The organism is Pantoea sp. X-Soil-TKNS-1207, assembly GCF_059730485.1.
In genome coordinates this window covers 1,349,512-1,367,264 of the sequence record NZ_AP035958.1, presented here as the reverse complement: position 1 = coordinate 1,367,264, position 17,753 = coordinate 1,349,512, and the positions used below count along the sequence as shown (strand labels likewise).

The window sequence follows — 17,753 nt, the reverse complement described above, 5'->3', positions numbered from 1 at the left end:
ATTTATGCGCCGCTGGCCGCTAACAACGCGCTGATTTCACTGGCATCACCTAAGGTATCCAGCGCCAGACACACCGTCTCCAGCCGGGCGACCTGCGCCTGTGGCAACACGCGTTGCGCCAGGCTGCGGTACTTGGCCAGCAGCGCCTGCTGGCTGAGCGGATTGGCTGGCGCACCGGAGGGCACCGGCACATGCTGCTGCCACACCCCACCCTGTACCGTCTCCAGCCGCACCCAGGGTTCGGCATCGCGGTCCTGCTCTGGATCGATCTCCAGCTCAATACGCGCCATCAGCGCTTCCGCATCGGGATGCAGGCGCTTCGCATCATCATAGCTGGCGAGATCCGCCGCGCCATACAGCGCACGCGCCGCCAGCGCATAAGGCAGACTCATCTGCGCCGCCGCCAGACTGGCGACATCACGCGTCCCGCACATCTCCAGCAGGAACGGGTTCAGGCCCACCACAATACGCGCGATATCGGTGATCGCGACCGGCTGCTGCTGGAGCAGCATACCCAGCGCATCAATCGCCGAGTGGGTGCCACGGCAGGCGGCGTAGGGTTTGATGGAACAACGCGCCAGCTTCCACACCACGCCAAGATCGGCGACCAGCGCCTCGGGCTGCTGCGTGTCTGCCGCCAGGGTTTGCAGGAAGCCGCCCCAGCGTGCGTCAAACACCGCTGCCGGACCGCTGATGCCCCGCTGCGCCAGCAGCGCCGCCTGCACCCCGCCCTCCGCCGCACGCGCGGCATGGAGCTTTTTGGTGTGCGATCCATCGTGGATAAAGCCCCACAACCCGCCGCTGAAACTGGCGGCGATGCCGAGCGCCGAAGCGCACTGCGCTGCATTCAGTTGCAGCAGCGAGCACACCGCTGCCGCCGCGCCAAACACGCCGCAGGTGGCGGTGGAGTGCCAGCCCGCGCCATTATGCGCCGCATAACCGCCGCAGGCCTCCAGCACGCGACGGCCAATGTCATAGCCGATCACCATAGCGGTAAGCAGCGCCTGGCCGCTCACCGGTTGCGGCGCGCGCGCCAGCACCGCCAGCAGCGCCGGAATCACCACCGCACCGGAATGATCGCAGCCACCGGTATCGTCCAGCTCGTACATATGGGCCGCCACACCGTTCAGCCACGCCGCCTGACGGATAGTCACCTGTTTCGCGCTGCCCCACAGCTGCGCCTGAGCGTTGCCGCCCTCCTCGTCGACCAGCGCCAGACACGCGCGCCAGATCGGGCTGTCGCTCCCGGCCAGCGACGCGCCGAGGGTATCGAGAAAGTGACGTTTCGCCTGCTCCACCAGCGGAGCGGGCAACGAGTCAAAGCGCGTTTCCGCGATAAACTGCGCCAGTTGATTAAGCATTGATCTCTCCGCTAACCCGGCTGAACACCTCGGCCGGATGGTCCGCTCCATTGTCGGGCTGGCTCTGCCAGTGCGCCGCCACCTGCTGTGCGGTGGCAATCCATACGTTGTGCTGCTGTAGCGTGTCGAGCAGCGATCGCAGCAGGCCAATACGCCCGGCGGTGCCAATAATTTCCGGGTGCAGGCGCAGCAGATAGCACAAGCCAAAGCGGTGGAAACCGTGGAAATCCTGCGTCAGGTTATCGAGGGTTTCGCCGTACGGGGCGATACGCGACTGCCCCGGCGGGATCGCCGGACTGAGGTTGAAGGCAAAATAGGGTTCATCTTCCAGCGTGTAGTGCATCGGCAGCTCCACCAGCCGGGTGCCGGGGTGGAAATACGGCAGATCGTCGCCGCGCCAGCTTGATGACCAGCGGATACCCAGTGCCACCAGCGCCTGCGCCAGCCCCGGTTTCCACTGCCCGGCCGGGGTGCGAAACCCCTGAATGGGCTGGCCAGTAATCTGCGCCAGTTTGTCGCAGCCGCGCGTCACGCTTGCGATCTGCTGCTCCAGCGTCAGCGTCGAGAAATCTTCATGCCGATCGCCGCTACAGGCGATTTCATGCCCGGCGGCGACAATACGTCGCACTAGCTCGGGTTGTTCTTCGGCCACAATCGCCGGTAAGCACCAGCTGGCTCTCAGCTGTTTTTCCGCCAGCAGCGCCAGCAGACGATCGACGCCGCGCAGCGTGCCGTAGCGCCACACCGACAGGGTTTTGTCGCGCCCGGCGACGGCCGGTGCCTGGGTGAGAATGCCGTGAATATCGTTAAAATCGAGGGTGAGGATTGCCGCCGACTGGAAGCCCAGCGGCCAGCGGGAAGATTCAGTCATGCTGCTGCTCCTGCAGGTACCACTGCGCCACCGCGTCGCAGCGCGCGAACCACACGTCATCGCGCGCCGTCATATGTTCAAACAGCTGCTCCAGCAGCAGCAGTCGCCCCGGCTGCCCGGAGATTTTCGGATGGAACAGCGTGGTCAGACATAAACCTTCATCCATTGCGCCATCAAATTCACGCTGCCAGTTATCCCGCGTATGGGCATAACTGGCAATGCGATCGCCGCCTTTCGGGAAGTCCGGCTGGCGCGTATAGGCCAGCGAGGCGTAGTCATCCATCTCCCATTTGCCGGGGATCTCCACCAGCGGCGTGTGGCCGTTAACCGGAATGCTGTAAGGGCGATCGTCGCCGCGCATACTGCTGGAGTAGATCACCCCCGCCTCACGCAGGATCTGCGGCGTTTCTGTATGCCAGTCGCCTGACGGCGTGCGGAAACCGCAGGCGGTGATGCCGAGATATTGTTTAAAGATGGCGGCCGATTTGGCCATTACCGCCCGCTGCTCCTCGGGCGAAATCGCCCAGAAGGATTCATGGCGATAACCGTGATAGGCCACTTCGTGGCCCTGATCGACAATCGCCTGACACTGCTGCGGCCACTGCTCCACCACCCAGGCGGGAACAAAAAAGGTGGCGGGCAGATGAAACGCCCGCAGCAGATCGAGCAGACGCCCGAGCGCGCGGTACGGTCCGTAAGCGCCGAAGGTAAAATACTCTGGCGTGGACCACAGGCTGCCATTCAGCATGGCATCACCGGTGGGACCATCGAGGTCAAACGCCAGCGCCATACAGCCGCGCTTGCCCTGTGGCCAGCGTACTGCGCCCGGTTGTCGCATGAAAGGCCTCCTGTTAGCCCTGGTTCAACGTCGCTTTCGCCACACCGTTGTCGTTCAGACCCCATTTGCTGAGGATTTTCTGGTAGCTGCCGTCGGCAATCATCGCATCCAGCGCGCCCTGCACGGCACTGGTCAGATCCTGCGCATCTTTACCGATCGCCATGCCGGTGAACTGGAAGGAGAAGGCTTTATCAAGCGGTTTAAAGGTGCCTTTTTCCAGGTTCATGATGTACGGCAGGGTTTCGCTGCCCTGCACAGCGGCATCCAGACGACGCTGACGCAGCTGAGTACGCGCATCGGCGGTCCCTTCCGCGCCCACCACCACGATGGCCGGTTTACCGGCAGATTCGCAGTGCTCTTTGCTCCAGTTGGCAATCTCCTGCGGGAAGGTGGTACGACGGCTGGTGCCGACGCGTTTGCCGCACAGATCCATCGCGCTGTTGATGTCGCTGCGCGCCGATAAGGTGTAGAACTGCGGACCGGTTTTGAAGTAATCGATAAAGCTGACCACTTTCTGACGCTCTTTGGTGTCAGTCATACCGGACATCACCATATCGACGCGTTTGGTTACTACCGCGTTGACCATCTGTTCAAACGCGATCTCCTGCCAGTTGATCTTCACGCCCAGCTTCTGACCAATCGCCATGCCGAGATCGTAATCCACGCCGGTCAGCTGATTGGTGGCGGGATCTTTGAAATCCATCGGCGGATAGTTCGGCATGATCGCCACGGTCAGACCTTTCTCTTTGATCGCCGCAGGCACGGCAGCGGCCGCCCAGGCAGAGGATTGCAGCAGCAGCGCGGCGCTTACGGCGCTCAGTAACAATTTTTTCATTCAATTCACCCCGGTCAGTTAAAGAAGAATCGCGTTGATAAAGTTTTTCATCCGTGGGTTTTGCGGGTTCAGCAGAATGTCTTCCGGTGCGCCCTGCTCGATAATGCGTCCCTCGTCCATAAACACCACCTGGTTGGCTACCTCACGGGCAAAGCCCATTTCATGGGTAACCACCAGCATGGTGGTGCCTTCTTTCGCCAGTTGACGCATCACCGCCAGCACTTCACCGACCATTTCCGGGTCAAGCGCCGAGGTGGGTTCATCAAACAGCATCAGTTTGGGTTTCATCGCCAGCGCGCGGGCAATCGCCACACGCTGCTGCTGGCCGCCGGAGAGTGATTGCGGATAGTCATGGGCTTTGTGCGCCAGACCCACGCGATCCAGCAGCGCCATCGCCTCTTCACTCGCTTCGCGCTTCGGACGCAGCAGCACGCGGCACGGCCCTTCAATAATGTTTTCCAGCGCGGTCTTATGCGGGAACAGGTTAAAACGCTGAAATACCATGCCGGTCTGCAAACGCTGGCGCGCAATCTGCTTATCGCTGAGCGGATGAAGTTTGTTCCCGGCGATGCGGTAGCCCGCCAGTTCGTTGTCGATCCAGATACCGCCCTGATCGACTTTCTCCAGCTGGTTAATGCAGCGCAGGAAGGTGCTTTTACCGGAGCCGGATGGCCCGAGGATGCACATCACTTCGCCGTAATTCACCTCAAGGCTGACGTCCTTAAGCGCGTGGAACTGGTCAAAATATTTGTTCACCTTGACGGCGCGCACGATGTTTCTCATCTCTCTCCCTCCCTTAATTACGGCGACGATGGCCGCGTGAGAAGTAGCGTTCCAGCTGGCTCTGACCAAACGACAGCACCGTCACCACAATCAGGTACCAGATGCCCGCCACGAACAGCAGCTCCATCACACGCGCGTTGGCGAAGTAGATGTTCTGGGTGTTGTAGAGCAGTTCCGAGTACTGGATCATGCTCGCCAGACTGGTGGTTTTGATCATGCTGATAAATTCGTTGCCGACCGGCGGCAGGATCACCCGCATCGCCTGCGGCAGAATGATGCGTTGCAGCGCCTGCAAACGCGGCATCCCGATGGCTTTCGCCGCCTCATACTGGCCGGTATCCACCGACAGCAATCCGGCGCGCACCACTTCCGAGGTGTAAGCGCCCTGGTTGATGCTCAGACCGAGCAGCGCGGCAAGGAACGGCGTCATAATGGTGACGGTCTGCACGCTGAACACGCCGGGAATGCTGATGGTGGGAAACACCAGCGCGAGGTTGAACCACAGCAGCAGTTGCAGAATCAGCGGGGTGCCGCGGAAGATCCATGCGTAACCGACAGCGATGTAGTGCAGCACCGGATTGGGCGACATATACATGATGGCGGTGATCACCCCGAACAGGACGCCAAAGCCCATCGCCAGCACCGACATGATCAGGGTGTTGACCACCCCGTCGAGAATCGCTTTGGCGGTAAAGAACTGGCCGACAAACGACCATTCGATATTGCCGTGGGCAAAGGCATTTACCAGCAGCGCCAGCAGGATCAGGATCACGGCCGAGGCGGTGATGCGGCCGTAATAACGGCGCGGCACCACCTGATAACGATCGAGATCGTAATGCGGCTGGCTGTTGCTATTGTTCAGTGCGGTCGGTGTCGATTGCGACATAAGCCTCTCCTCAGGCACGCGGGCCAGCGTAGTCATCAGCCCACTGCTGCTGGGCCTGCATCAGGGTTTGCAGACGCGCCAGCTGCTCGCGCACCCGCACCGGTGCGGTGCCGCCGTAGCCGTTGCGCACCGCCAGCGCCGATTCCAGCGTTAATGCAGCGCGCACCTCAGCAGTCAGACGGCTATCGACCGCCTGCAATTGCGCATCGCTGAGGTCGGACAGGCCGCATCCCTGCTGCTCGCACAGCTGCACCAGCTGGCCGGTGATTTCATGGGCTTCACGGAATGGCACACCGCGCATCGCCAGCCAGTCGGCCACTTCTGTCGCCAGCGTAAAGCCGTCCGGGGCCTGCTCGCGCATCACGTCGGTATTGAATTTCAGCGTCGCCATCATGCCCGCCATCGCTGGCAGCACCAGCAGCAGGGTATCGACGGCGTCAATCACGTTGCGCTTGTCGTCACTCAGGTCGCGGTTGTAGGAGAGCGGCATGGCTTTCATGGTGGTGAGCAGCGCCATCAGGTTGCCGACCAGACGACCGGAGCGGCCACGCGTCAGCTCGGCGATATCCGGGTTCTTTTTCTGCGGCATAATGGAGCTGCCGGTGGCGTAGCTGTCGTGCAGTTCGACCCAGCGGAACTGGCGTGACGCCCACATGCAGACTTCTTCGCACAGGCGTGACAGGTTGATGCCGATCATGCTGGTGACAAACAGGAATTCGGCGGCGTAGTCGCGGCTGGCAACCGCATCAATCGAGTTTTCGCACGGCGCAAGATAGGCCAGATCGGCTGCGGCCAGTTCCGGCTGGCGTGCAATGGCGGAACCGGCCATCGCCGCCGCACCCAGCGGGCAGCGCGCGCTGCGACGATCCCAGTCCTGCATACGTTCGATATCGCGGGCAAAGGATTGCGCATGGGCCAGCAGCTGATGACCAAATACAATCGGCTGCGCCTGTTGCAGATGGGTAAAGCCCGGCGCCACGCTTTCGGTATGTTGCGCCGCCTGCTCCACCAGCGCCTGTTGCAGCCCCAGCAGCGCGGTGACCACGTTACGGCCGTTGTCACGCAGGTAGAGGCGCAGGTCGTTGACGGTCTGATCGTTACGTGAACGTCCGGCGCGCAGCTTGCCGCCCAGTGGCCCTAAGCGCTCGGTCAGCGCGCGTTCAACAAAGGTATGCACATCTTCATCCGCCGCGATGGGGTGCAGCTGACCGGCGCGGAAATCAGCATCCAGCGCGTCAATCGCCTCCAGCATGGTGCTCAGTTCCGCGTCGCTCAGCAGGCCGCCACGCGCCAGTTCGCGCGCATGAGCACGGCAACCGGCGAAATCGTAGGGCGCCAGCGCAAAGTAGTAATCCGGGCTGCGCGACAGCGCGGTTAAGCTGGCCGCCGGAGCCGCTTTAAAACGCGCGCCCCATAACAATTCGGCTTTCTCAGACATGCAATTTCCCCTTCAAATATTCAATAGCGATATGAATTGGGCACCAGCGATAATAAAAACTTATTTTATTCCTGCGCTGGTAAATGTGGCTCATTTCAGGTTCACTACACTTTCACCGCAATAATTCCGGAGTTGAATAGCAAAGATGGAAAGTAAAGTTTCCCAGTCTGGAAACAATGCGGTTAATCGCGGCGATAATGCGGTACTGGCGTTAAGTAATATCGATTTAAAATTGCTGCGCGTATTTAAATGCGTGGTGGAGGCCGGCGGATTAACCGCCGCCAGTCATGAGCTGAATATTGGTCTGGCGGCGATCAGTAAACAGGTTTCCGATCTGGAAATTCGCCTCGGCATGACGCTGTGCAGCCGCGGGCGGGAAGGCTTTGAACTGACGCAGTACGGCATCAATGTCTATCAGGCGACGCTGGAGCTGTTCGTGTCGCTGAATCTGTTCCGCGAACGCCTGCATAACAGCCGTAATGAGCTGCTGGGCGATATCGCCATCTGCGTGGTGGATAATACCATTTCCGATCCGCACTCCCCGGTCACCAGCGCGGTGCAACAGTTGCACCAGAATGCACCAAAGGTACAAATACGCCTGCAAACGGCTCAATTAGATGATATTGAACGCGGTATTAGCGAAGGGCGTTTTCATTGCGGCATTGCGCCGGTCTATGAAATGAAAAGTGATTTCGATTACTTCCCGTTATATAAAGAATATTCAAAACTCTATTGCTCAGCGGGGCATCCGCTTTATTCCGGCAGCTGCGATAATAAAATATCGCTGGAATTATTACGTGAGCAGAAAGTAATTAATCATTTGTATGTTACCCCGCGCGATGCGCGACGGCTAATTCCATTGCAGGACAGCGGAGTACAGGCGGTACAGGTTGAGTCGGTTGCTATGCTGATTCTTACCGGGCACTTTATTGGTTATTTACCGGAACATTATGCGGCAGCCTTTATTGCCCGCGGCCAGTTGTGTGAATTGGGTGATGAATCGATTCGTATGGAGAACCCGTTCTGCCTGATGATGAAGAAGGGGCGCAAAATAAACCCAATTATCCGGCTGTTTATGCAGGCACTGGCGATCCCGGAGGCTGAGGCCGCGCACTAAAATGGGGCAACCCCGCGCGATAAATCGCGCCGCTACGGAACTGTGCGGTCATCGGCCTGGTCGGCATTAATGCCGACCCTACACCCGTGGGGGGCGCATTGATGCGCACCGGGGAACAATCCCGCGCGATAAATCGCGCCGCTACGGAGCCGTGCGGTCATCGGCCTGGTCGGCATTAATGCCGACCCTACCCGTAGGGTGCGCATTGATGCGCACCGGGGAACAATCCTGCGGCCATCGGCCTGGTCGGCATTAATGCCGACCCTACACCCGTAGGGTGCGCATTAATGCGCACCGGGAACAATCCTGCGGCCATCGGCCTGGTCGGCATTAATGCCGACCCTACCCGTAGGGTGCGCATTGATGCGCACCGGGGACCAATCCTGCGGTCATCGGCCTGGTCGGCATTAATGCCGACCCTACACCCGTAGGGTGCGCATTAATGCGCACCGGGGAACAATCCTGCGGCCATCGGCCTGGTCGGCATCAATGCCGACCCTACACCCGTAGGGTGCGCATTGATGCGCACCGGGGAACAATCCTGCGGCCATCGGCCCGGTCGGCATTAATGCCGACCCTACCCGTAGGGTGCGCATTAATGCGCACCGGGGAACAATCCCGCGGCCATCGGCCTGGTCGGCATTAATGCCGACCCTGGACCCGTAGGGTGCGCATTGATGCGCACCGGGGGGATAACCCTGCGTCAGCACCTGGCGTAGCAACAGGATTTAAACCAGAACTTTCCCCAGACACTGCGCCGCCGCATTGCCGACATACCCGCCAAATGGCTCAATCGGCTGATACCCCTGACGCGCATAAAACGCCAGCGCGCGCTGATTTACCTTACGCGTCTCCAGCCACATCGCCTGATATCCCTGCGCCCGCGCCCGCTGTTCCAGAAATTGCAGAATCGCCGCCCCTATGCCCGCCCCGGCATGTAGCGCATACATACGTTTCAGTTCAGCAATGCCCGGCAGCAACGGTCGGAAGGCACCGCAGCCGACCGGGCTTTGCTGCGCATCTCGCGCCAACACAAAACAACTTCCTGGCTGTTGCATGACTTCAGGATCAAAACTGGCGCGCCCGCTGCTCCCGGTAAGCTGCGCCAGCGAGGCTGACAGGCGATCCAGCAGCCATTCGGCATCCGGCTGCTGAATCGGCTCCTGCGCCACCACAATCATGCGGAGACCCGTAACATCTTAAACATCACGGTAGTGGCGTCGAGCACCCCTGCGGTCGATTCCGCATAGTAAGGAATCGAACCGGCAATCTGCCAGTCGAGCGACAGATAGAGGTCGGTGGCGACATCGCCGCTGCGCGTGTCCAGCACCAGCAGCGTTTTGCCGTTCTCAGCCGCCAGCCGCTCCGCCTGCTGCATCAGCCGTCGGGCAATGCCCTGACGTCGCGCGCGCGGGTGAACCAGCAGCTTACTGATCTCCGCACGATGGCGGCCATTCGGCATCGCGCTGTACCCCACCATCACCGTCGCCACGATTGCGCCCTGCTGGCGCGCCACCAGCAGTTGATTATCGCCGCTGGCAAGGCTGAAAATTTTGTCCTGCCAGAAACGCTCCATCACGGCGCGATCGCTGGCATCGATAAAACCGACGCTGGCGCCGTCCGCCACACACCCCTGCAACACATCACACAACGCCCCCACCAGGGGTTGCGCCTGGCTGGCGCTAAGTTGTTCGATTTCGATCATGGTTTGCACACCACCAGAATGTAACGCGCTCCCCCTTCCGGGTGGGCGGTGAAAGAGGATTTGCCGGTCAGATGAAAGCGCAGACAATCGCCCGCCTGTAACGTCCAGCGCTGTGATTCCATGCTGATGGTCAGCTCGCCGGACTGTAACCAGATATGCTGCTCCAGCCCCTGCACCGGCGGTGCGTCATAATCGATACGCGATCCCGGTTTCAGCATCCCTTCAACCATTTCTGCTCTAAAATGAGTGGCAGGCGGTGAAACGTTACGGCGCGTGAAACCGCTCAGCTCATCGTGCCACACTGGCTGCTGCTCCGGTTTCAGCAACAATGGCGCCTCGTCTTCCACTTCGCTTAGCAAGCGCGACATGGTCAGACCGTAGGCGACGCACAGTCGATTGAGCAGCGCTGCGGTTGGGCTGGTCTCGGCGCGCTCAATGCGCGACAATGTGGCCCGACTGATGCCGGTGGCCATTGCCAGTTCGTCCAGCGACCAGCCGCGTTGCAAACGTAGTTCAGCCAGACGTGCGGCCAGCCGATCTTCAGTATCCGGTTCAGACATGGTGTTTTCTCACTTATGGGAATTAAATCTCATATATGAAATAAAGCCTGAAACCGCGTCACAGGTCAAGTTGTACACAAAAAAAATCGTTGTACAACTTAAGCAGCACGGTTATGGTGTTGCGATGCAGGTCAGTATATTGAGGAAGTTATGGCCTTATACAGTATCGGCGACGTTGCCGAGCGCTGTGGAATCAACCCGGTAACACTACGCGCCTGGCAGCGACGTTACGGTCTGTTAAAGCCCCAGCGCACCGAAGGTGGTCACCGGCAGTTTGATGACGAAGATGTTCAGCGCATTGAGGAGATCAAACGCTGGATAGAAAGCGGCGTGCCCGTCGGCAAGGTGAAAGCCCTGCTGGAAGGGGAAAGCGTTAATGAACACGACGGCTGGAACACGCTACAGGAAGAGTTAATGAGCGTGTTGCGCCATGTAAAACCCTCCAAGCTGCGGGTAAAAATCGCCACTATCGGCCGCGAACATCCGGTGGATGCGCTGATCGATCACGTCATTGTCCCGGTACGCCAGCGTCTCGGGCTGGATCAAAACACCGCGCGCGCCATGTGCAGCCTGCTCGACGGCGCATTGATTGATTACGTGGCGTTTTGTCTCGCCGGTTCGCGTAAAAAGGCGGGCAAAGATGCGCTGATGATTGGCTGGGGCGTGGACGATCGCACCCGCATCTGGCTGGAGGCCTGGCGTCTGTCGCAGCACGGCTGGCGAATGGATGTGCTGGCAGAGCCGCTGGAACTGCCGCGCCCGGAGTTATTCCCCGGCCAGAACCTGTTTGTCTGGACCGGCAAAAAACTCACCCGCCGTCAGCATGAACAGCTGGAGCACTGGCAGGCGCAGGGTTTTACCATTCGTCTGCACGAACCCGCCTAAGTAAAAAACGCACACATCGGCCTTTGCCCTGGCCGTTGTGCGCGTTATCATGCCGCCCTCAATGACTTTTCTCAGGTTTTGATATGAACTGGCAAAAAATTATCATCTGCGCCCTGTTTGCCGTGATGGCGATTGGCGGCATGGGCGGCCTGATGCTGGTCGGCTACAGCCTTATTCTTCACGCCAACTAAGCCAGCGCTGCACCCGCTCCAGAACACGGTCACACACCAGCGCCAGCAGCGCCACCAGCAACGCCCCCTGAATCACATACGCGGTGTTAAAGCCGCTGAGGCCGATAATCACCGGCGACCCGAGGCTTTCCGCGCCTACCGTAGAGGCCAGCGCGGCGGTGCCGATATTGATCATCACCGAGGTCCGAATCCCGGCCATGATCACCGGCGCTGCCAGCGCCAGTTCGATTTGCCACAAACGCCGCCACGGCCCCATCCCTAATCCGCTGGCAATTTCACGGTTGCTGGCGGGAACGCTATCCAGCCCGGCCAGCGTCCCCTGCAAAATCGGCAGCAGGCCATAGAGAAACAGCGCCATCACCGCAGGCGTAGCGCCAAACCCCATCACCGGCACGGCAATCGCCAGCACCGCCACCGGCGGAAAGGTTTGCCCGGCCGCCGCCAGCGTTTCCAGCAGCGGGCGAAATGCCCGACCGTGGCGGCGCGTGGCAAACACCGCGCAACTCACCCCCACCACCACCGCCAGCACGCTGCCGCTCACCACCAGCAGCAGGTGCGCCAGCGCCAGGCGCCAGAAGCTATCCTGTTGATACAGCGGCCGTTCCAGCTGCGGAAACCAATGGGCAAACAGCGGCGCGCTATGCGGCAGTCCCCACAGCAGCAGCAGAAACAGCGCCAGCAGCCAGCACAGCGGATCTTTCAGCCAGCGCATCAGGTCGCCTCGCGCTGACGCAGCAGATCGCTGAAGTGCAGCACGCCTAACGGCTGCTGATGTTGATCCACCACCGGCAGCTTGTCGGTACGTCGGGCGATAAACTGCGACAGCGCCTCGCGCAGCGTTAACGCGGCGGCGATGGGTTCCGCCTCCAGCCACTCGCCACGCCGGACCACGCTGCCCGCCCGGCCCAGCGCCAGCAACCGTACGCCGAGTTCGCTATGACCAAAGAACTGGCGGGCGAAATCCGTCGCGGGCTGGGTCAGCAGTTCGATGGGTTTGCCCTGCTGGACAATTTCGCCGCCGTCCATCAGCACCAGCTGATCCGCCAGCGTCAGCGCCTCATCAATATCGTGCGTCACCAGCACAATGGTACGACCGGAGAGCTGGTGAATACGCAGCATCTCCTGTTGCAGCGCCTGGCGGTTGACCGGATCGAGCGCGCCGAAGGGTTCGTCCATCAGCAACAACTCGGGGTCGGCCGCCAGCGCGCGCGCTACGCCGACCCGCTGCTGCTGCCCGCCAGAGAGCTGGTGCGGGTAGCGCGTCGCCAGATGAGCGTCCAGATTGAGCAACGCCAGCAGTTCAGCCACCCGCTCGCGAATACGCGCTTTGGGCCAGCCGAGCAGCGACGGCACGGTGGCGATGTTTTTCGCCACGTCCCAGTGCGGGAACAGGCCAATCGACTGAATGGCATAGCCGATACGGCGCCGCAGCGCGCGCGCATCCATACGTTCAATGGCTTCACCGGCAAAGCGGATTTCACCGCTGTCATGTTCGACCAGCCGATTGATCATCTTCAGCGTGGTCGATTTTCCCGAGCCGGAGGTGCCAATCAGCACCGTAAAGCTGCCCTTTTCAATTTGCAGCGACAGATTGCGGATCGCCGCTTTGCCGTCGAAGACTTTGTTTACCTGGTTGAATTCAATCATGTTGTCTCTCCAGCAACGCGGCCAGTAAGCGCAGCAGCGCATCGGCAATCACCGCCAGCGCCACCACCGGAATCACTCCCAGCAGCACCAAATCCAGCGCGCTGCTCAGCAACCCCTGAAACAGGATGGCACCAAAACCGCCCGCGCCAATCAGCGCCGCCACCACCGCCAGTCCCAGCGTCTGCACCACCACCACGCGCAGCCCCGAGAGCCACACCGGCAGCGCCAGCGGCAGCTCGGCATACCAGAACTGCTGCCAGCGGCTCATCCCCATGCCGCGCGCCGTTTCGCGCACCTCCTGCGGCACCTGTTGCAGACCGGCCACCACGCTGCGCACCAGCGGCAGCAGCGCGTACAGCACCAGCGCAATCAGCGCGGGCGCCATGCCGATCCCGCCAATACCCCAGCGTCCCAGGATGGGAAAGTGCGCCGCCAGCCCGGCCAGCGGCGCGATCAGCAGGCCAAACAGCGCCACCGACGGTACGGTCTGAATCAGGTTGAGGACGCTGAACGCCGCCTGTTGCCAGCGCGTGCGCCGGGCGATCACGATGCCGAGCGGCAGGCCAATCAGCAGCGTCGGCAACAGCGTGCCGCCCAGCAGCGTCAGATGCTGGCTGAAAGCAGCGTCAAACACCGCGGTGCGGTTGGCGTACTCTTTTAACAGGGAGAGTTGATTAAGATGGCCGCTCAGCAGCAGACCCACCGGGATCAGCCAGATTTGCAGGTTAAGCACAATGCGCCACGCCGTCTGGCGGCTGATCTGGCGAACCGCTTCCGCCGCCAGCAGCAGCGTCAGCGCGGCCGCACTCCACAGGCCGCTGCCGAAGGCGGTGCGTGCCAGTCGGCTGCCGCTTTGCGCCAGCAGCGTCGCCTGATGGCCGCCCAGCCAGATCAGTAACGCAAACAGGCATTCGGCAGCGGCCAGCAACAACAGCGCGCTGCGACGGCCCGGCCGCGCCCACAACAGCAGCCACAGCGCCAGCAGCGGCAGCAGCAGCAACGCGCTCTGCGGGATCTGCCACAGCATCAGCGGCTGCCCCGATACCAGCCGGTTTGCCGCGTAGCTGAGCAGCGGCAGCGCGGCGAGCGCCAGGCTCAGCAGCACCAGCAGCGTCAGCATGACCGGCTGCTGACGCGGTCGCCCCAACAATGACGCCACGCGTTACAGCAACTTATTCTGCTGTAGCCACTGCTGCGCCACCTGGCTGGCATCCTGACCGTCAACCGCGATCTGCGCATTAAGCTGTTGCAGCGTCTTCTCGTCGAGTTTGCTGAACACCGGTTTTAACCAGGTGGCGATCTCGGGATACTGCTTCAGCACCACCTCGCGGATCACCGGGGTCGGCGCATAAATTGGCTGTACCCCTTTCGGATCGGTTAAGGTTTGCAGGCCAAGCGCCGCTACCGGACCGTCGGTGCCGTAAGCCATCGCCGCATTGACGCCGGATGTCTGCTGCGCCGCCGCTTTGATGGTCACCGCCGTATCGCCGCCCGCCAGCGACAGCAACTGCGCCTGATCGAGCTTGAAGCCGTAGGCTTTTTCAAATGCCGGTAGCGCATCGCTGCGTTCGATAAACTCCGCCGAGGCCGCCAGTTTGAAGGTGCCGCCTTTTTTCAGGTACTGGCTCAGATCCGCCAGCGACGTCAGTTTGTTTTGCTGCGCGACATCGTTACGCACCGCAATGGTCCAGGTGTTGTTGGCAGGCGCCGGGGTCAGCCACACCAGGTGGTTTTTTTCGGCATCCAGGGTCTTCACCTTGTCATAGCCCTGCTGCGCATTCTTCCACGCCGGGTCTTTCTCATCATTAAAGAAAAATGCCCCGTTGCCGGTGTATTCAGGATAGATATCCAGCGCGCCCGCAGTGATGGCGCCGCGCACCACCTGGGTGGTGCCGAGCTGAATTTTATTAACGGTTTGCACCCCGTGCTTATTCAGCACTTGCAGGATGATATTGCCGAGCAGCGAACCTTCGGTATCAATCTTCGACCCCACGCGCACCGGATCGGCCGCCTGCGCTGCGCTGATGCTCAATGCCAGCGCTACCATTCCCAGTAAACCCTGCTTAATCATGCTGTTCGCCCTCGGTATTGTTATCGTATGGTGAGTTACAAGCGTAGCCTGGCGAACCGGGATGGGCGCGGTCAAGTGCGCTTAGCACTTCCGCTTCAGTCAATTTCTGCTATTCACTTCAAGTTGTTTATAACCAATCGACAGGTCATATAACCAAATGGAATTTTTCAGCCGCTGCCTGAGGATTATTCTCAATCACCCATATTTACAAAAATACAGACAACAACATCATGTCCGACTTAACTTCTCCCGCCCATGTGGCGCTGGCAGGGAATCAACCTCAGGGTGAAACGCAATGGATCCGCAGCGCGGCCAACGTCACCAACCTGGTTAATAACAGCGAGCAGTCGCGCAGCAACGCGCGCATCGTTATCGCTATCGCGCTGGGCGGCGTGTTTCTCGATGCCTACGATCTCGGCGCGCTGGCGTTTGGTATCAAAGATGTGGCTCGCGAGTTCCATCTGACCCCCACCGGCACCGGCATGGTGGCGTCGGCGATTACCTTCGGTGCCATCGTCGGTGCGCTGATCGGCGGCTATCTGACCGATAAAATTGGCCGTTATCGCGTGTTTATGGCCGATATGTTCTTCTTCGTGGTGGCGGCGCTGGCCTGTGCCTTTGCGCCGAACGAATATGTGCTGGGCGGCGCGCGTTTTGTGATGGGCCTGGGCGTCGGTATCGATTTACCGGTGGCGATGGCGTTTCTGGCCGAGTTCTCGAAGCTGCGCGGCCAGGGCAACAAGGCCGCCAGCGTGGCGATGTGGTGTCCCACCTGGTATGCGGCGATCAGTATCTCCTACCTGCTGGTGCTGCTGCTGTACGCGGTGCTGCCGGAGAGCCATACCGACTGGCTGTGGCGCTTAATTCTCGGCTTCGGTGCGGTTCCGGCGCTGCTGATTATCGCTATCCGCAGCCGTTATATGAGTGAGTCGCCAATCTGGGCCGCCAATCAGGGCAATCTCAATGGGGCGGCGGAGATTTTGCGCCGTTCCTACAATATCAATGCCCAGGTGGCGAGCGATGCCGATCTGAGCCAGCCGGTGGTGCGTAAAGCCAGCTGGCGCAACTATGGCGCGTTGTTGCAGGGGGTGTATCGCCGTCGAACCGTGCTGGCGACCGTGACCTCTATCGCCTCCTCCTTTGCCTATAACGCGGTGGCGTTTGGCCTGCCGGTGATTATCTCCAGCTTCTTTGCCCAGTCGATGCTCACCACCATTCTGGTGTCGCTGGCGCTGAATCTGTTGTTTGCCTTTGTCGGCGGTTTGCTGGCGGTGCGGCTGGTGCCGCGTCTCGGCGCGTGGAAGATGTCGGTAACGGGTTACGCCTGTCAGTGCGTGGCGCTGCTGGGTCTGGCGCTGATTGGTCGTCCGGTGGGTGGCGAGCAGGCGGCGCTGGCGATTGCCATGCTGGCGCTGTTCCTGTTCGGTCAGGGTTTTGGCCCTGGTTCGCATACCATGACCTTCGCCTCGCTCAGCTACCCGGCTTCCCTGCGCGGCGTGGGCGTGGGTTTTAACCAGACGCTGATGCGTGGCAGCTCCACCGTGTCGCTGTTTCTCTTCCCGCTGCTGGTGGCCGCATTCGGCACCGGCGTGTTCTGGGTGATCTTCTTAGCACCGCTGGCTGGATTGCTGGCGCTGCTGGCGATTCGCTGGGAACCTTCGGGTTACGATGTGGATGCGGAGGATTTTAATCGTTAATACCGGTCGGCATAGGTCGGCATTAATGCCGACCCTACACTGCGGGGTGCGTATTTTCGCTTGGTCGGCATCAATGCCGACCCTACATTGCGGGGTGCGTATTTTCGCCTGGTCGGCGTGAATGCCGATACATCGTAGGGTGCGTATTTATACGCACCTGGCAAGCGACGCGATCAGGCCGTGAGCTGAAACGCGCCCAGCGTGGCCGGAATCCGTGCGAAGGTGTAAAGAAACCACGGCGTGAACTGCTCCGGATGCTGCGCAATTTCCTGCTGGATCTGCGCCACCGACCGGTAACACCAGGCATCGGCCTCTTCCGGATTCAGCTCCGGCTGCTCATCGCTGATGGCAAAGAAGACGTGGCCGTATTCATGTTCGGTCAGACCGTTGCTGAGCGGCAGATTGTAGCTCAGCTCAAACACCGGGGTCAGCGACAGCGACAGGCCCATCTCTTCACGCAAACGACGTTCGGCAGCGCCTCGGGTCGATTCCTGTGGATACGGATGCCCGCAACAGGTGTTGCTCCACAAACCGCCGCAGTGATATTTACCGCTGGCACGGCGTTGCAACAGCAGTTCATGCCGCGAGTTGAAAACGTAAACCGTTACTGCACGATGCAGCAATCCCTTTTCATGCACTTCCAGCTTTTCCATTTTACCGGTGGGACGATCGAGGTGGTCGACGAGAATAACTTCTATGGCGGACATGACAACTCCTTCAGAAAAATCTCAACCATTGTACACAATCCCGGCGCCGCTGGCGGGGAAAATAGCGTACATTCCGTGCGCTTGCGCAGGGGAAAAGTAATCTTAGCAGCCAGACGGCACAGCAGCATAAAAAATGGGGAATTGGCGTCAGGAAAGGAGAA

Annotated in this window: 19 protein-coding genes; 4 read left to right on the top strand and 15 right to left on the bottom strand. The window is 60.4% G+C overall.

Annotated elements, in window-relative coordinates:
- Window positions 1-2 precede the first annotated feature (2 nt).
- Genes AC6I8V_RS06305 through argH form a run of 7 tightly spaced genes read right to left on the bottom strand, consistent with a single transcriptional unit; the run spans window position 3 to window position 7,012 of the window.
- Window positions 3-1,361, bottom strand: a complete 1,359-nt coding sequence (locus AC6I8V_RS06305) for an MmgE/PrpD family protein (RefSeq protein WP_497845035.1) — start codon at window positions 1,359-1,361, stop codon at window positions 3-5.
- On the bottom strand, window positions 1,354-2,232 hold the full coding sequence (locus tag AC6I8V_RS06300) for a polysaccharide deacetylase family protein (protein ID WP_497845034.1): 879 nt from the start codon (window positions 2,230-2,232) through the stop codon (window positions 1,354-1,356). Before AC6I8V_RS06300 ends, AC6I8V_RS06305 begins: the two co-directional genes overlap by 8 nt.
- Complete coding sequence (locus AC6I8V_RS06295) at window positions 2,225-3,070, bottom strand: polysaccharide deacetylase family protein (protein WP_497845033.1); 846 nt, start codon at window positions 3,068-3,070, stop codon at window positions 2,225-2,227. Before AC6I8V_RS06295 ends, AC6I8V_RS06300 begins: the two co-directional genes overlap by 8 nt.
- 13 nt (window positions 3,071-3,083) lie before the next feature.
- Window positions 3,084-3,905 (bottom strand): ABC transporter substrate-binding protein, encoded by an 822-nt coding sequence (locus AC6I8V_RS06290; RefSeq protein ID WP_497845032.1) that lies wholly within the window; start codon window positions 3,903-3,905, stop codon window positions 3,084-3,086.
- A gap of 18 nt (window positions 3,906-3,923) precedes the next feature.
- Window positions 3,924-4,688: an amino acid ABC transporter ATP-binding protein gene (locus tag AC6I8V_RS06285; RefSeq protein WP_497845031.1), complete on the bottom strand. Its 765-nt coding sequence runs from the start codon at window positions 4,686-4,688 to the stop codon at window positions 3,924-3,926.
- A gap of 13 nt (window positions 4,689-4,701) precedes the next feature.
- Window positions 4,702-5,574, bottom strand: a complete 873-nt coding sequence (locus AC6I8V_RS06280; RefSeq protein ID WP_497845030.1) for an amino acid ABC transporter permease — start codon at window positions 5,572-5,574, stop codon at window positions 4,702-4,704.
- A gap of 10 nt (window positions 5,575-5,584) precedes the next feature.
- Window positions 5,585-7,012: an argininosuccinate lyase gene (argH, locus tag AC6I8V_RS06275; protein WP_497845029.1), complete on the bottom strand. Its 1,428-nt coding sequence runs from the start codon at window positions 7,010-7,012 to the stop codon at window positions 5,585-5,587.
- 145 nt (window positions 7,013-7,157) lie between these two features.
- Between argH and AC6I8V_RS06270 the strand changes: the two genes are divergently transcribed.
- Window positions 7,158-8,129, top strand: coding sequence for a LysR family transcriptional regulator (locus AC6I8V_RS06270; protein ID WP_497845028.1), 972 nt, complete (start codon window positions 7,158-7,160; stop codon window positions 8,127-8,129).
- Window positions 8,130-8,857: 728 nt separating this feature from the next.
- On the opposite strand, the gene AC6I8V_RS06265 is transcribed toward AC6I8V_RS06270, so the two are convergent.
- Genes AC6I8V_RS06265 through AC6I8V_RS06255 form a run of 3 tightly spaced genes read right to left on the bottom strand, consistent with a single transcriptional unit; the run spans window position 8,858 to window position 10,394 of the window.
- Window positions 8,858-9,310 (bottom strand): GNAT family N-acetyltransferase, encoded by a 453-nt coding sequence (locus tag AC6I8V_RS06265; RefSeq protein WP_497845027.1) that lies wholly within the window; start codon window positions 9,308-9,310, stop codon window positions 8,858-8,860.
- Window positions 9,307-9,834 (bottom strand): GNAT family N-acetyltransferase, encoded by a 528-nt coding sequence (locus tag AC6I8V_RS06260; RefSeq protein ID WP_497845026.1) that lies wholly within the window; start codon window positions 9,832-9,834, stop codon window positions 9,307-9,309. The genes AC6I8V_RS06265 and AC6I8V_RS06260 overlap by 4 nt, the downstream gene beginning before the upstream one ends.
- Complete coding sequence (locus tag AC6I8V_RS06255) at window positions 9,831-10,394, bottom strand: helix-turn-helix domain-containing protein (RefSeq protein ID WP_497845025.1); 564 nt, start codon at window positions 10,392-10,394, stop codon at window positions 9,831-9,833. Before AC6I8V_RS06255 ends, AC6I8V_RS06260 begins: the two co-directional genes overlap by 4 nt.
- A gap of 150 nt (window positions 10,395-10,544) precedes the next feature.
- Between AC6I8V_RS06255 and AC6I8V_RS06250 the strand changes: the two genes are divergently transcribed.
- Window positions 10,545-11,279 (top strand): MerR family transcriptional regulator, encoded by a 735-nt coding sequence (locus AC6I8V_RS06250; protein WP_497845024.1) that lies wholly within the window; start codon window positions 10,545-10,547, stop codon window positions 11,277-11,279.
- 83 nt (window positions 11,280-11,362) lie between these two features.
- The gene (locus AC6I8V_RS06245; protein ID WP_497845023.1) at window positions 11,363-11,470 is read left to right on the top strand and encodes a YohO family small membrane protein; all 108 of its coding nucleotides are present in this window, start codon (window positions 11,363-11,365) and stop codon (window positions 11,468-11,470) included.
- Here the strand turns inward: AC6I8V_RS06245 and AC6I8V_RS06240 are convergent.
- From AC6I8V_RS06240 to osmF, 4 genes are read right to left on the bottom strand one after another with little or no spacing between them, the layout of a single operon-like run.
- Entirely contained in the window at window positions 11,451-12,182 is a 732-nt protein-coding gene (locus tag AC6I8V_RS06240; RefSeq protein ID WP_497845022.1) for an ABC transporter permease, read from the bottom strand. The two genes, AC6I8V_RS06245 and AC6I8V_RS06240, sit on opposite strands and share 20 nt — an antisense overlap.
- Entirely contained in the window at window positions 12,182-13,117 is a 936-nt protein-coding gene (locus tag AC6I8V_RS06235; protein WP_497845021.1) for an ABC transporter ATP-binding protein, read from the bottom strand. The genes AC6I8V_RS06240 and AC6I8V_RS06235 overlap by 1 nt, the downstream gene beginning before the upstream one ends.
- Entirely contained in the window at window positions 13,110-14,237 is a 1,128-nt protein-coding gene (locus AC6I8V_RS06230) for an ABC transporter permease (protein ID WP_497845777.1), read from the bottom strand. The genes AC6I8V_RS06235 and AC6I8V_RS06230 overlap by 8 nt, the downstream gene beginning before the upstream one ends.
- Window positions 14,238-14,279: 42 nt before the next feature.
- Window positions 14,280-15,188 (bottom strand): glycine betaine ABC transporter substrate-binding protein OsmF, encoded by a 909-nt coding sequence (gene osmF / locus AC6I8V_RS06225; protein WP_497845020.1) that lies wholly within the window; start codon window positions 15,186-15,188, stop codon window positions 14,280-14,282.
- Between the two features lie 230 nt (window positions 15,189-15,418).
- Between osmF and AC6I8V_RS06220 the strand changes: the two genes are divergently transcribed.
- Complete coding sequence (locus AC6I8V_RS06220; protein WP_497845019.1) at window positions 15,419-16,885, top strand: MFS transporter; 1,467 nt, start codon at window positions 15,419-15,421, stop codon at window positions 16,883-16,885.
- A 173-nt stretch (window positions 16,886-17,058) separates the two neighbouring features.
- On the opposite strand, the gene idi is transcribed toward AC6I8V_RS06220, so the two are convergent.
- On the bottom strand, window positions 17,059-17,592 hold the full coding sequence (gene idi, locus AC6I8V_RS06215) for an isopentenyl-diphosphate Delta-isomerase (protein ID WP_497845018.1): 534 nt from the start codon (window positions 17,590-17,592) through the stop codon (window positions 17,059-17,061).
- Between the last annotated feature and the right edge of the window lie 161 nt (window positions 17,593-17,753).